The organism is Photobacterium sp. BZF1 (assembly GCF_014349205.1).
In the GTDB taxonomy this organism is placed as follows: Bacteria; Pseudomonadota; Gammaproteobacteria; order Enterobacterales; family Vibrionaceae; genus Photobacterium.
The window spans coordinates 1-13,599 of sequence record NZ_JACSOF010000174.1 but is presented as its reverse complement, the minus strand read 5'-3'; the positions used below and the strand labels follow the sequence as shown (position 1 = coordinate 13,599).

Genomic DNA, 13,599 nt, shown 5'->3' with positions numbered 1-13,599 from the left:
GATACCCCACCATCGGAATGACTGTTAGAATGGTAAGATGTACGCCACGATATCATCGCCTGTTCCGATACCCCACCATCGGAATGACTGTTAGAATTGTTAAGTGGGATCGAGCTGCAAACCCGCCTGTTCCGATACCCCACCATCGGAATGACTGTTAGAATATTGATAGCACGGCCTACAGCGCCAGAAGGGTTCCGATACCCCACCATCGGAATGACTGTTAGAATGGTCGCATCGACATCCAACTGAATATCTTCGTTCCGATACCCCACCATCGGAATGACTGTTAGAATATCAACGTTCCAATCACCTGAGTTGGTGAGGTTTTTCCTTACAGCAAAAGGAACTGCTCTGGCGCATCTTGCGGCTTTGGCGTTTTAGCTTCACCATAAAATACATCGATCATTCCAAATTGTTTGTCAGTAAGATAAATAAAGGCTACTTTTGCGTCTTCAGGGATCACCTGCTCAATACGTTTACGCTCAGCATAAGCTGACTCCCTTGTAGCGAAATGCTTTGCATATAGTGAGTTCTGCCACTGTAAAAAATTACGCTTCAGCAAATAATTATGAAACACTTGGTAACCATGACGCCGCTCTGAATTTGTCATTGGGCAGTCGTACACTACAAATATCCACATAGCTCGCCATCCGCTGCTAGTCATAGCTTAGTACCTAGGTATAGGGTAGAGTTAGCCAACTTGCTGCTGCTTTGCTTGGTCGATCTAGTATTCGACCTAATGATGAACAAGTGGCGTCAGCAGCCGTTGCAAGTCTAAATTGTTTTTGCCTTACCTGCAGCGGCTTGTAAATATCCGCCAGCATGGCTTTCTTACTAGTAGGGCTAATCTCACGTTCACAAAGTAACAAGTTTTGAGCTACTGCACGATCAACTACAAAACGGAATGGTTCCATTAAATCATCGACCAAGCACATTGGGTTTTCCTGATTCGCGTGATGTAAACCCCATTCAAGGGCGATAGCACGCCCACATAACCACTTAGCAAGCAGGCTTCTGATGATGGCATAACCAAAATTAAGGTGTTGATTGACTGGTTCGCTGCTATCACGCTTATGACGACGAAATTTTTTTCCAAACAGTGCGGACCAGTATATTCGAGCCGCTTGTGCTTGAATGTGAGTCGAATCGCCGGGTGTTACTTTCAGTATCATCGTAGCTAGCGGTTTCGCTTCTCTGATATTGCTAAGCTTTAAGGTTTCAGCTTGTGAACGAATTTTTGCCTTTACTATTCGTTGCCATAGCCGTGCTCCCAATGGGGATTCTGACAAGGTTAGCAAATTACGTAGTCGCTTTTTATAGTTATGTCTGGAGTTGGGTGGATGCCAATGAGCGAGGGGTAATTGCTGCTTGTCTAAAAAGGTGACAGTTGCTTTGCTTTCAGCCAGTGCTGCCAGCGCACTAGCAGTAATTGTGCTGGTATAGTGCAGTATCAAGCAATCTATGTCCTCTGGTAATACCCGCGCAACAATTTGGCGATATTGCTCGAAGATTATGCAGCTATCCTTTAAGTGTATATAGGTGGGCTGCTCAATGATAATCACCTGATTATGACTCATTTTCGAACCAGATCCTTAAACCTTGTTTTGCCAACTTTCACAGGTGCAGACCGGGTTCCTTTACATCGATTCAATTCTTCCATGCATGATGCTTCTACAGTATCAACAACGAGCATGTTGTTATCAAATGCTGATAGCTGGTGCACCAGCATATCTCGACCATCGAAAGTAACCGTATCTCCAATGAACACACAGCGATCATGAGGTGGTGTCTTCATAGAGTGATATTCAATACAAGTAAGAACTTTGCTCTGGTTTATGTTATCTCTATCGAAAAGTAGGCATGCATTTTTGTCGACTTGCCAAGCATGTTTATGCCACTGGTCATTTTGTTTGGTTTGGATAATGTAAGCACTGGCGGCTTTAGCCTTATATGCACCCGTCATACGATAGCATTGTGCATGCTTAATCAGATTTTGATTTCCATAGCTCGTGTCAACGACACCATACTGACTGTTTTCAGCTGTCCCTTCGACAGTAAACAAAGAAGATATTTGTGCTTTGGTGAGCCCTACTGGCAATCTTGTCTCAGCATCTAGAGGGTATTTAAGTTGGCGACAGCGTGAAGCGATATGTTGATAAAACAACTCACGGGTGCGTTCTGAAACTATTATTTCTAGTTTTTTTTCCAGGTCCTGAATATTCTTCGCGTCAGCAAAAAATCGTACTGGTTTACGATGAGCAAGGTAATCCCCCACAACGGCACAAGGCTCTTCCTTAAAAAATTCTTTTGGTGGATTTTTATCAGGCGTATGATGCAGATTGCAGCCTATCACGAGCTCCTCAGCATCAGCGAGAAAGCTGCTATAGGGTAGCCCAGGTTTAAAGGCCTTCTTAAACAGTGTCGCTTTGCGGTAAGCCTGATATAGACTAGGTGAACTTAGAGCTACAACTAGTGCGTCAATTGCATGGTGCCGGTGATCGACACGTTTATCTATCCGAAGGATCTTACTTTCATTTCCATCATGGTTGAATAGTTTGCTGGATCGCAAGCGCTGTTTTGCTTTAAGGTGTTCCTCAAACTCATCATTAGTAATAAGTGCATTCACATTATTACCGCTTTTGTCGGTAATGACTTTCCAAACTGCTCGACCTTCAGAGATGCGCACCTTGGGAATTACGTCACCCAGCCCCCAGGCATTACGTAATTTGTTGGTGAGGCTGCCTTTAGTGAAAAACAGTTGTATTTTACTGGGACGAAGCCATTGGTTGAGGGCTCTTGCTATCCAACCTGTCGCCTGCATTTGAGCCTTGGCCCAAGTAACACTGTCATCATGCACTTCTGGGCGAACCAAGTCACCTAAAGGCTCAAATGCAAGTAGGTCTGCTTTATGTTTACTATACCAACTTCCAGTGTTAGCCCGAAAATGCTCGATCATGTCATGCAGTGCTTTCATTCGTTGAGCATCAGAGGCAAAAGCTGTCATAGGCCACCGGTCACCTTTGAGTTGATTACAATCACGGTGAGCGAGTGCCAGCTCATGCATTTGCAAACCAATACCAGTTTCACGTTTTGATTGGATATGTTCAAAGTTGGTTTGGCTGCCATTTAGTGCCTCTTCAAACGATATTGGCCGAGGGCAGTATGGGCAGTTAAAACGCTGTTCTTGCCATAATTTGAAACGTTTGATGTTTCTTGGGCTAGCCTGTTCGTTTCTTTCTATCAATGCTCGGCTAGCTGCATTATTTAGCCTTTCATTCGCTTGCTGGCGTTGCTCCCATGCGTCTCGTTGTTTCAGGCTGAAACTAAGTTCTCGAACGGTTTCTATTATGATGCGCTTCGGTTGACCAAACTGGGCTAGCATAGATCTAACGACATACCCAGTTTGTCTCAGCGCTCGGTCTACAACTGGGTTTCCAGTGCGGACAGGTAGCGGATAATCTTTCCATGTAGACCATTTCGTTTTACTTTGTTCAATTAACTCCTCCACATAACGCAGTAAATCGTTGTGGTCTTGTTGTTTTATTGCCTTTAGCTCTTGCCAATGCTCTTCGATCTCTTGTTGCTCAACTCCCTCGCTGCATTCGAATAACTGGTATTTCAGATAGGCTTCAGCATGGCGCTCTGGCTCATCAGGATACATGAGTAGGTAATTTGTGAGGCTAGAGAGCACTTTTGTACAGTAGGAGCCTCGACCACTTTCAAGCCCGCAGTTACGCAAAGTCGGGTTGGGTATCACAGCTATCAGCTGCAAGACAAAGTCCAGTAACCCTTGCCATTCTGAATGATCCTTATAAGCTAATTTTGCATAAGGCTTCGTCTTACTGAGATAATCCCTAACATTTGTAGCGTCGTCTGCTAATTGGTGGAATGTATCGTCAGATAGCAAACGAAGCACTCGGTTCATATTGTTTTGGCTTAAGTGTTGCCATTGAGTTAGCAATCCGAGTTTGTCTAATGCTTTTAGCGTGGTATCGCCAATGCAGGCGCTTGTTTTACTGCGCTCATGGGAGAAATGATATCCACTAAAACCTTCGCTTAGCCCTCTTTGGTCGAGATGCTGCCGTATTTCCGCGTAAGTGATTTTTCCAGATTCGGACAAAGCTTCCGGTGTTTGGAGTAATTGAATGATTGCATCACGCTGAATAGCTGAGAGCTTGACCTTGTTTTTACCAAAAACCCAACGTAAATCTCTGGCTGTTTTACATATTCGATAAGCCTGGTATTCGGATGACGCAACCAGTGCCCTTTGGTGCAGTGCATCAATGCCGCATTGCCCAACAAGTTGTTCCGTTGGTTGAAGTGGATTCTGAAAAAAAAGATGCTTTACCAGAGGTTTAGTTAACCCATTCAACTGGGGATAATGACGGCACTGCACAGCCATTATCTGCCTTACCTCATCCTCATATTGCTCGCGAAGTGCTGCAAGGCCATGCTTCACCAAAAGAGTAGAACAACCTTGCTTATTAAAATGATAAAGAAGTTGTCCGATAGTCGGATTAGAGATTTCTAAATCGTCCAGATGAGTTTGTAAGGCCTGATTTTGCTTACTTACAACTCCATCTGCATTGCTTAATGTCCCTTTGTATCCACGGTGTTTAGCGATACGTAGTAGGACAACACCTAGCTCTGGTAATGAGATTTTCTCTTCTGCTGCCATGGCACGAAGTTTTGGTGTACAACATACTGCGGCCATATCGGTGCTGGTAGTGATATTATTCGCCTCTAGCCATTTCACTAATGAGAGTTTGCGGTACGCACGGCGATCAATCTGCCGACGTTGCTTCTTATGTTGTCGTCTCGTTGCAGTTTTACTTATAAAGCCTGACTTTTCATGGGTATAAGGTGGGCTGAATATTCGCGTACGATCACCTAGAATCCCTACCGGGTTCATGTCCTCGTCAACCGCAACTGCAACTGCAGAGCAAGAAGTCGTACCAATATCAAGACCTAACACATAATCAGTCAAAAAACTTCTCCAGGTCAATTGCAGGTAAACTGTCAGCGCTCACCGGGTGCGACAGTGCACTATTAGATTATTGACGAAAGTCAGCTATATTATAGTTGTTGATAAGTTGTTAGCAGTTATTCCGATGGTGGGGACTATCGGCAATTAGTTGATAGCAAAAAATAAAACTTCTTTGGAAGTTTTTAAGGGTGTGCACCTCGGTACACGCCCTTTTTTAGTGCTTTGCAATGAATTATAAGCCACTAATATTCCGTAGTTTTTCTTACATCACAACATATGCATAACGTAAAGTTAAAAATATAGTGTTACTTTCAATTTTCATAGTACTGGGTGGGAGTAAATATAACTTTTGAAACGGTTCAGACTTGGCTTATAACAAATAAGAATAGCTGTCGCACATCCGACAGATTTATTTAGAGTTGAACAAACCCGAGTTTGTTCTCTTTATTATGTAAATTGCGCTTTGTATTGGGTAGGGCCTTCTAATCAGTGGATATTGAGGGACGAGAATGCCCTTGCTTGATGCCCCTGTGATGTCACACTTTCCTTTAGTTCGTTTAGCATCACTGGGGATATGCTAAAGCCTGAGCTTTCTACGGCCTTGTCTACAATAGCTCTTAAGATCTCAAGTTTTCACAGCAAGTTAACTTCCTTTTTTTAAAAAGGAATTGTTGAGCCTTTCCCAGTAAAATCAGAACTTTGTAATAGTGACTCCAACCTTTATAGATCATCTGTATTGTTGAGTCGTAGGTAAGGTTATAAGTTTTGTAAAAGTGAGTTATTTCGATGTTAGCTTTGGGAAACTCACTGTAGTCAACGAAAGAGTTATCTGTACGACCTTCATCTCTCCCCTTCCAAAGCCTGCCTTCTACACCATTCGGTAAAACTTTATCAATTAGTAGTGAGTAGGAACCGTCTTTTGCTCTGAAGTATGCCGCTACGCAATCTACTTGTTAAGCTTCCTCTCCAGTTCTTGGAATGGTTTCTGGGGCTAACTTTTTATTTAGTACATCGAGTACAATTGAATAGTACTTGTTCCTGACAATATTCTTTAACTTCAATGACTTTACCCCAGATAAGCGCATAATATTGAAGGGTACAAGGATTAGTTATAGTACGTCAATTACGAGTTAATGAAGTGTGATTCAATAGGTCTGAAACAAGAAATGGTCAAATGAGCGTCACCTGTTACCTGGTGCCGCTCTCCTAAGAACCCAGCGTGCAACTTCACAGCACTGCATAATTCAGATAACTTTAACTAATGAAAGCTCTCATCAAAAGGATATGAATATTTGCACTCAACGGAGAAGTGGCACATCCAAGTTACGGACTGTTAGCTGTGAAGGTTCTGGAAATCGGCTTGATAGAAACCTTCAGCTTTCTATTTCCTAGGATTTGAGACTTGAATATAGCAGTCTTCAAGTTGACCAATTGCAAACATATTACTCTAAACTCCATTATACCTAAGGCAAAGTTAATATACCCAAAACCTTGGCTATCCTGTGGTCAGGCAAAATACCAAGCGTTTTGGTTTACCGTTAAGCGCCTTGTTGGTGCCCATTTGCTGTTTCAGACTTTGGGTTTACCGTTGGGTTTTTGAGGCCTTCTTCTTGTAGCAGGTTATTTTTTTGTACCAAACTTATTGACTTATCCATCATTGCTTCAATCGCAGAGTTATCTGTGTCAATGGTCCCTTCTAGCGCAACTGTTAGGCTAGCGATCTCTCCTAGATCATCCCTTGCCCTTAAATAAAGACGCCCCATTTCCCAATCATGGGCTGACTCAAGTTTTGCCAGAGTGTTTAATTGGTTTTGCCATGCCATTTGTTTTTGAATAGCCGCGTTATTAATGCCAGCAAGAAGGTACTGAAGTTCACTCTTTCTTTTGTTGCTTTCGTTGATTACAGCACACTGATAAATAGCGATTCCTGCACTGATGAGGCCAACAAGGGTACCAATAGCACCTATCCAGAATGATGCAGTTGCACTAATTTCCAATTTATTTACTCCTTGTAGTAACTTGTTGCAGCCTATAGCAGGATACTCGCCATTTCTCTCGTTATGAAAGTTATATGCGCCTATTAACGTATCACAACAGCATGCGCCACTTTACATTCAAGTCAATCAACTAGCTGTGATGGCATTAGCAAAAGTATGGAAAATAAAGGCTGAGTGACCTACATAGAGCATTTGGTCTAACTGATTTTGGGGCATAAATGAGTGGGGGCACTGGGATCGATGAGGTTGTGCTGCCCTGTTCAGTTCAATCGCCTTAACCACGTGATTAACATCACAACAACAACTGTCTAATTTGTTTGTGACATTGCTATGATCTCGCGTTCTTCCGTACATTAACTTTCCATACTTGCATACGAACGGAAAGTTCCAGCCCTTGCGTTGGAACCTGCGTTATGTAGACCTAGAGCTTGGCAAACCTGCTTGTAGTACTGAGGGTCAATAGCTGCCCCAAAGTTCCAAGACTCCTCGCCATCGTGCATCGTCAAGTCGCCTGTTAGTGTCGGATATGTAGTCCACAGCTTATTAGCGCGAATCCATGCTGACAACTGTCCGCTCGTTGAAAACCCTTGGCTACGAGCATCTACTATCAGAGCGTTAAGTTCAGAATCACGAGTCTCACGAGCTTTACGAAGAGCCTCTTGCTGAACAGCCGCACGAGCACGTTTTTCTGCTTTAGCTGCTTCATAGGTCTTAATGTTCTCCGCCACTTGATTAATGAACTCGACGTTACCTTCACGAATATCTTGAGGGATATCGGATAGCTTGCTCCACATCTGCCTAACAGCCTCGCCTTTACGAGTGGTCACTGTAATGAACCAGAAGCATAGATCTTCTTGAGGCTTAGTAGTCTTCAATACGGACTCAAACTGCTTAGCCTGTTTGATGTGAAAGAACACTTCTTTAGAACCCATGATAACATCGTGAATGAATTTGCATTCCGAGAAGATGAAACCGAAGCCGCGATCGTCTTTGTAATTTTTGATCTTTCCGAATTTGAGTTGTTGCATAAAAACTAACCTTTAAATTGACTCTGCGAACAGAGGGACTTTAGAGTCACTGTCAGTAACGGATTGACCTGAACGCATAGCCATTTTAACTTCAGCCTGCTTTTTCATGGCCTTCGTCTCATGGTAATCTTGAGCAACAGCTGTTTCAATGAATTCAACCTGCTCCTCAGAATATGCCTCAACAGCTTCTTTTATCTCTTTTAGACCAACATTGAAGAACTCTTTACGACGATTAACCATATTGAGTCGTTTATTGTCGAACTGACGGTGTAGTTCTTTCTCTAAAGAAGGTGCATCTTTTGTATGTATCATCGCATGAACATCAAAGCTAAAGGGTACAGATGCATCGCCAAGTTCTTTGACTCTATCCAATGGTTCTAGTCGACGTGTCATACCAATTTTATAAACATCCTCTCCAAAAGAGCCAATATTGCTTATCACGTACACATGACCTTGTTTGGTTTGCTCAGCCATACTCTGTGCTCGTTTATGCTTTTGCTCGGCTAGTTCCAAGTCTGACTCAAGCTGTGCAATTTGAGCTTCCAATTTAGCTTTAGCCTCTTCACTAGCAGATTCTAATTGTTTCTGTACAGCATTGAGTGCTTTCTGGTAGCGGGCTTCTTCCTTGATAGCTTCTTGCTCTGCTTTCTTAATTTCCGCCTCTATTCTTGCTTCTTCACGCATTTGAGCCTTGATTTCAGCTTGCTCCTCTTTCTCACGTTGTTTTTTCTCTTTGTACTCATGAGTTAGACGGAGCTCCTTGAGTTTTAACTTCAGGTACTCTCTCGAGATAACGATTTTATTGGATTCATTGAGCTTATTGATAGCTTGAAATGCTTTTTCTATGCGGGCTTCCATCTTGACCACATTTTTCCAAGTACAGTTAGCAATGGCGGCTTCACACTCATTATTGAACGCTCTGGCCGTGAGCCGGATACCCCGATTGGTCATTTTACGACCTTCAGCCTTTGAGTCGCCAACCGTCCACTCCGTCGTACAGTAAATAGCCCCACCCATGTCCTTATCACGAAGTAGTTCTTTTTGCTCAGCTTTACACTCACGGATTTCGTCTTTGAAATCTTCTGATGTTTCAAAGTCAAAGTGGGATTCATAAAAGCCTAGTTCGAGTAACTCAACGTCATCGTTATAAATACCCACTTGATAGACGAGAGAGTCAAAGATAGTTTTCTTTTGCTTATATTGGGATTGAAGCTCTTTGATATCCTTGTCAGTTAAAGCATACTTCTGTTCAGCTTCTTTTTGACGTTCAGAAAGTTGCTTTTGTCTTAGTTTGACTTCTTCATCAATGTTGATTATTCCCGCATATTTTTTTCTATAATCAGCGAGTACTTGATTTGTATTGGTTACCTCTTCTTTTGTGGAAGAAAGTTGCTTCTTTGTCGAGTTCAGTTTTGCAATAACAATTATGAGTGCAATGAATAGCAAACCAGCTACAGCAACCAAAGGCATTAGAGGTAGTGTTTCAAATATAGTTTCAGGCATTTTAGCTCCGTATTATTAACCTTCAGAACGCTATGTATATAAAGTTCAACGTTTAATCATATGGCTTTGCACACTGCATTTTAGTGTGCATCATGCAGCTATATAACAACTTTCACCATTTGGGGTACTTCGTGAAAAGTACGGCAATAAAGTCAATTAAATAATCCAGAATTAGCTTCAACTCGTGCTTCACCTTCTTTTTTCATTAGCTCAGAAGCACCGTCCGCCAGAACTCGCGTTGCGTCAGCTTCTGACTGAGTCACGTCATTACGAGCTCTATGGCCCTCAATTGAAACGTCCTGACGCTCAAGATCGCGGTCAATGTACTCATCAGCACGTTGAGCCTTTGCCTTCTTCATAGCTAACTCTGCACGAAGTTCCTCAATCTCAATCATTCGTTTAAGATCTTCGTAATCTTGATCACGCTTCTTATCAGCTAGACGCTCATCTTCAGCACGCATACGCTCAAGTAATTCCAGCTGAGCGGCCTCTGCTTTTTTCTGATTTGCAACAGCTTGGGCCCTCTTACGCTCTTCAGCCTTCTTACGTGCTACAGCTTCTGCACTTCGACGTTTATCAGCCTCTATTTTTGCAGCCAGTTGAGCAGCTTCACGTTTTGCCTTCTCCATAGCTCGTTGCTCAGATAAGCGTTGGGCTTCCTGCTGGTTTTCTACATGAGCAACATTGGCGATCTGCTCTTCAAGCGATAGAGCTTGTACCGGAACGGATAGAACAACGGCTAAGGCAATGACTATTTTCCACATTGCTTACTTCTCCACAGGACAAGTCGTATTCGGCTGTAACCTTGCATCACCACTATCAGTAGAAACCATTACCGCAATACCAGGCTTGAATTGGCATGCCTTGGCAACTTGAATAGCGTTAAGTGTCTTACCATCATGTGCGTAAGTAAGGCTCACACCATCAATAAGAATCTCTTTGTCGACCATTGAGCCAGTAACACCACCAGCGATACCACCAATCGCTGCACCTACGCCGGCCTCACCGCTATTGTCACCAATAAAGCCGCCTGCGATTGCACCAATAAGTGCCCCTGCTTTAGAGGCGTTTTTCTGCCCCTTAGTATTATCAACTTTCACCTTGGCAGGCATGACTGCGATGATATTTACCGTTGTAGCTTCCTGAGTACTATTTACCTCTGATGCGTCATACACATTGGCGCCGTATTGTTCTCCTGTTGATTGACAGCCAGTAAGTAGTACAGTTGCCACGACTGCTGAAGATAGAATTAGCTTTTTCATTGTTGTTTTCTCAAATGTATGAAGGATGGGCCTATTCAGGCCCAATCGAATTTACAGCGCTTTACACTTAGCTTTAAGAGCGAAACCAGATGAACGGCTTGCTTTACGTGAGGCAGCATTAAACTCGCTTTCTTGTTTATTATTTGCGGTGGCCATATTCGTCACCTTAAGAGCAGCAGCTTTCTTGTTAAAGTCCTTTGCATTGTCGCTATCAGCTTTAGCACATGCTAGATAAGTGCCGTGAAGTTCACCTGCTACGGCGTACTCATCAGCCATTGAAGGCGCTGCTGCAACGATTAAAAGAGTTAGAAGTAGTTTTTTCATAAAAGATACCAAGTACGAATTTAAATTAAATAATTACAAAGAAGTTGCTCAGAGTATGTGTGTAAGCTACTTGATTAGAGCTAAAATTCCTGCCTACTGCACGCCCCATTTCTTTGTCTGCAAGCAATATTACACACAGTACGCCACCCCGTAAACATTTTTACGTACTAAATATGTATTAATTTCAAATTAAGCAAACTTTTTTGATATGAGTCAAATTTCGCTTACAAATGAATATTAGCCGATTTGTCTTTAGGTACGTATTTGCTACCCGAAACATTACTGTGCTCTGGAACAAACACGAGTGCTTAACCTAGAGTGTTAACTGCTCCCCCTTCTGGGTTCCGTGGGTGTAACAGATATCACTCTATTGAGCTATACAGAAGGCCCGATGAATGTCTCTGTTATTGCTTTAACATTGGGAGGGGAAACGTGCTATGACTAACTCCACTCTTCAATTAAGCTCAGTGAATAATCATTCGACTTAGGCTTGAAATGATGTTCAATTTCCGTCGTAACTCTCATTAAAACAACACGAATTATCCAGAATTTTATTTCGAATCATAATAAAAAAAGAAACCTATTTAGAGAATTTAAACACCAAGAGAGTAAATTAAAGAAATATATCCTATTTTTTACTTACCCCTTATTTTCACTCAACCACCTCCGTTATATAGGTTTTACACAAGGGCTGAAGACATCTCTTTTCCCGACTATGATAACTATCCAACGAGGACTATATGGGTTACGAAAATAATTGGAAGAAGCGCTTTTTACTTCATTGCGTACAACAAGGTTTAGGGGATTATGGCCCAAAGGCTACTGATGACCGAGAAACACTTCTATATGATCTGAAATCTGCTAAGAAAAATGATTATTATATCACCAATGAAGAGTATGAGATGATTTTCAGTGTTGCTTCATCAAGCATGCAAACTGCGATGATTTTGGCAACTCAAGCTTTATTCCGACTCGATGAAGTGATCAACATCAAGCTCTTTGATCTAACAAGTGAAGGGATTCACATCTATCGTCGTTACTGTACTTTTTATGAAATAGTACTGTGGTCAAACGAACTCCGGAATGCTGTAAATAAATGTACCCAAGGCAAATCAACAAATTCTGACTATCTGATCACTAAAGGCAATGGTGAAAAGCATAATAAATTCAGCTTCTTACTCGAATGGAAAAAAACTTTAAAGAAAGCCCAAAAAATAAGTGGTTTAAAGTTAGATATTTCTTTCCATGCTCTCCGTATAAAAGGAAAGATTGATTCGCAGGGTATGCTTCAAAACAAGATCCAACAAACAACTCATCCTATTCGCTACCGAGAGATTACTAAGGAGGAGTATGACGTAATTTATCATGAAGCAAGTACTCAAATGAGAACAGCAATAGAGTTAGCCTATCGTGGTACACTAAGGGTGAAAGAGATTATCGAACTCCAAGAAACACACCTTACTGACAAAGGGTTTACAGTCCCAAATTACAATTCTAGTTACTTGGTTTTGAAACTGTGGTCAATAGAGCTAAAAAACATCGTACATGACTGTCTGAGTGAATCTACAGTTAAATCGAACTTCTTAATTCACCGTAAGTGTGGTGCACAACATTCTCGTAGCAGTTTTTATTACCAATGGAATACAATGTTGAGAAAAGCTCGAATGAAAAGTGGTTTAGCTTTAGATTTCACATTTCATGATTTACGAAAAAGCGGCATTTTGAAACTAGCCCAAACAACATCTTTTAGTTGTAGTCAATTTATCCATAACGACTCCTCACTATGTAAATTACAACGGCAATGTCATGTCCTCCGCATGCCAGAGTTACCAACTCTTGGTACCCCAATCATTGCATAACCTAAAACACACTTAAACCAAGGCCTATTACTGCCTAATAGGCCTTTTTGATAAGAGCCTATACCTTTTAAACGGACAACACAGCTGCAATTCCTTCCTTGACCTTTTCGTAGCCCTCAACTCCTCCCATAAATTGACAAATTTATAGTTTCTATAAGCTAAGAGACTCATCAACCATAAGGAGTTCTCATGACACAGCATTATGAATACCGTGGAATTAAGTACTACACAGAGTCTCACAACAACTATGTAGCCGTATTCAACGCAGCTACTCATCAGTTTGTTTATCAACTGCATGGTAGTGATTTAAGTGAAGAAGAGGTCTTCTATAAATTTCTCAACCAATATCTAAGGCAAGACTGATCCATTTATTAATCATGTATTTCCTTTTTCCCAAGTCGCTGGTTCTGATCAGCGACTTCATTTTTCCCACCAGCCCTCCCGTACAATCTCTGCTATCAATCTACAATCTATCTAATCGCCCTTGAGGCATTAATGCCGAAGAGCTGATCGGCTGCAAAGCTCAAAATATGATTTCACGGAGACGCATTCCTAAGGCCTGGCCTTCTTTTCATACTCACCGAAGATCATCGGTACCACTAACTTACTCTGGCAGACAAGCCATCAAATCACTCA

The 13,599-nt window shown here is 42.0% G+C and carries 10 protein-coding genes and 1 CRISPR repeat array; of the genes, 1 reads left to right on the top strand and 9 read right to left on the bottom strand.

Translation table 11 applies throughout. The features are described 5' to 3' along the window. Window position 1: 1 nt before the first annotated feature. Window positions 2-296: a CRISPR direct-repeat array (repeat unit 30 nt; unit sequence ATACCCCACCATCGGAATGACTGTTAGAAT). Between the two features lie 38 nt (window positions 297-334). From cas2 to BIZ37_RS26315, 9 genes are all read right to left on the bottom strand, one after another. Beyond that, on the bottom strand, window positions 335-643 hold the full coding sequence (gene cas2, locus BIZ37_RS26355; RefSeq protein WP_255526914.1) for a CRISPR-associated endonuclease Cas2: 309 nt from the start codon (window positions 641-643) through the stop codon (window positions 335-337). A 34-nt stretch (window positions 644-677) separates the two neighbouring features. After that, the gene (gene cas1, locus BIZ37_RS26350; RefSeq protein ID WP_187464049.1) at window positions 678-1,580 is read right to left on the bottom strand and encodes a type II CRISPR-associated endonuclease Cas1; all 903 of its coding nucleotides are present in this window, start codon (window positions 1,578-1,580) and stop codon (window positions 678-680) included. Continuing rightward, a complete protein-coding gene (cas9, locus tag BIZ37_RS26345) occupies window positions 1,577-4,990 on the bottom strand; it encodes a type II CRISPR RNA-guided endonuclease Cas9 (RefSeq protein ID WP_187464048.1) in 3,414 nt (1,137 codons plus the stop codon). The genes cas1 and cas9 overlap by 4 nt, the downstream gene beginning before the upstream one ends. A 1,538-nt stretch (window positions 4,991-6,528) precedes the next feature. Continuing rightward, window positions 6,529-6,987, bottom strand: a complete 459-nt coding sequence (locus BIZ37_RS26340) for a hypothetical protein (protein WP_187464047.1) — start codon at window positions 6,985-6,987, stop codon at window positions 6,529-6,531. Window positions 6,988-7,340: 353 nt separating this feature from the next. Further along, a complete protein-coding gene (locus BIZ37_RS26335; protein WP_187464046.1) occupies window positions 7,341-8,015 on the bottom strand; it encodes a cold-shock protein in 675 nt (224 codons plus the stop codon). Window positions 8,016-8,027: 12 nt separating this feature from the next. Further along, a complete protein-coding gene (locus tag BIZ37_RS26330; RefSeq protein WP_187464045.1) occupies window positions 8,028-9,518 on the bottom strand; it encodes a DUF4041 domain-containing protein in 1,491 nt (496 codons plus the stop codon). Window positions 9,519-9,670: 152 nt separating this feature from the next. After that, entirely contained in the window at window positions 9,671-10,282 is a 612-nt protein-coding gene (locus tag BIZ37_RS26325) for a DUF5384 family protein (protein WP_187464044.1), read from the bottom strand. Window positions 10,283-10,285: 3 nt separating this feature from the next. Continuing rightward, window positions 10,286-10,780: a YMGG-like glycine zipper-containing protein gene (locus BIZ37_RS26320; RefSeq protein WP_187464043.1), complete on the bottom strand. Its 495-nt coding sequence runs from the start codon at window positions 10,778-10,780 to the stop codon at window positions 10,286-10,288. Window positions 10,781-10,831: 51 nt separating this feature from the next. Continuing rightward, the gene (locus BIZ37_RS26315; protein ID WP_187464042.1) at window positions 10,832-11,104 is read right to left on the bottom strand and encodes a hypothetical protein; all 273 of its coding nucleotides are present in this window, start codon (window positions 11,102-11,104) and stop codon (window positions 10,832-10,834) included. 740 nt (window positions 11,105-11,844) lie between these two features. Between BIZ37_RS26315 and BIZ37_RS26310 the strand changes: the two genes are divergently transcribed. After that, window positions 11,845-12,963, top strand: coding sequence for a tyrosine-type recombinase/integrase (locus BIZ37_RS26310; protein ID WP_187464041.1), 1,119 nt, complete (start codon window positions 11,845-11,847; stop codon window positions 12,961-12,963). The last annotated feature ends 636 nt before the right edge of the window (window positions 12,964-13,599 follow it).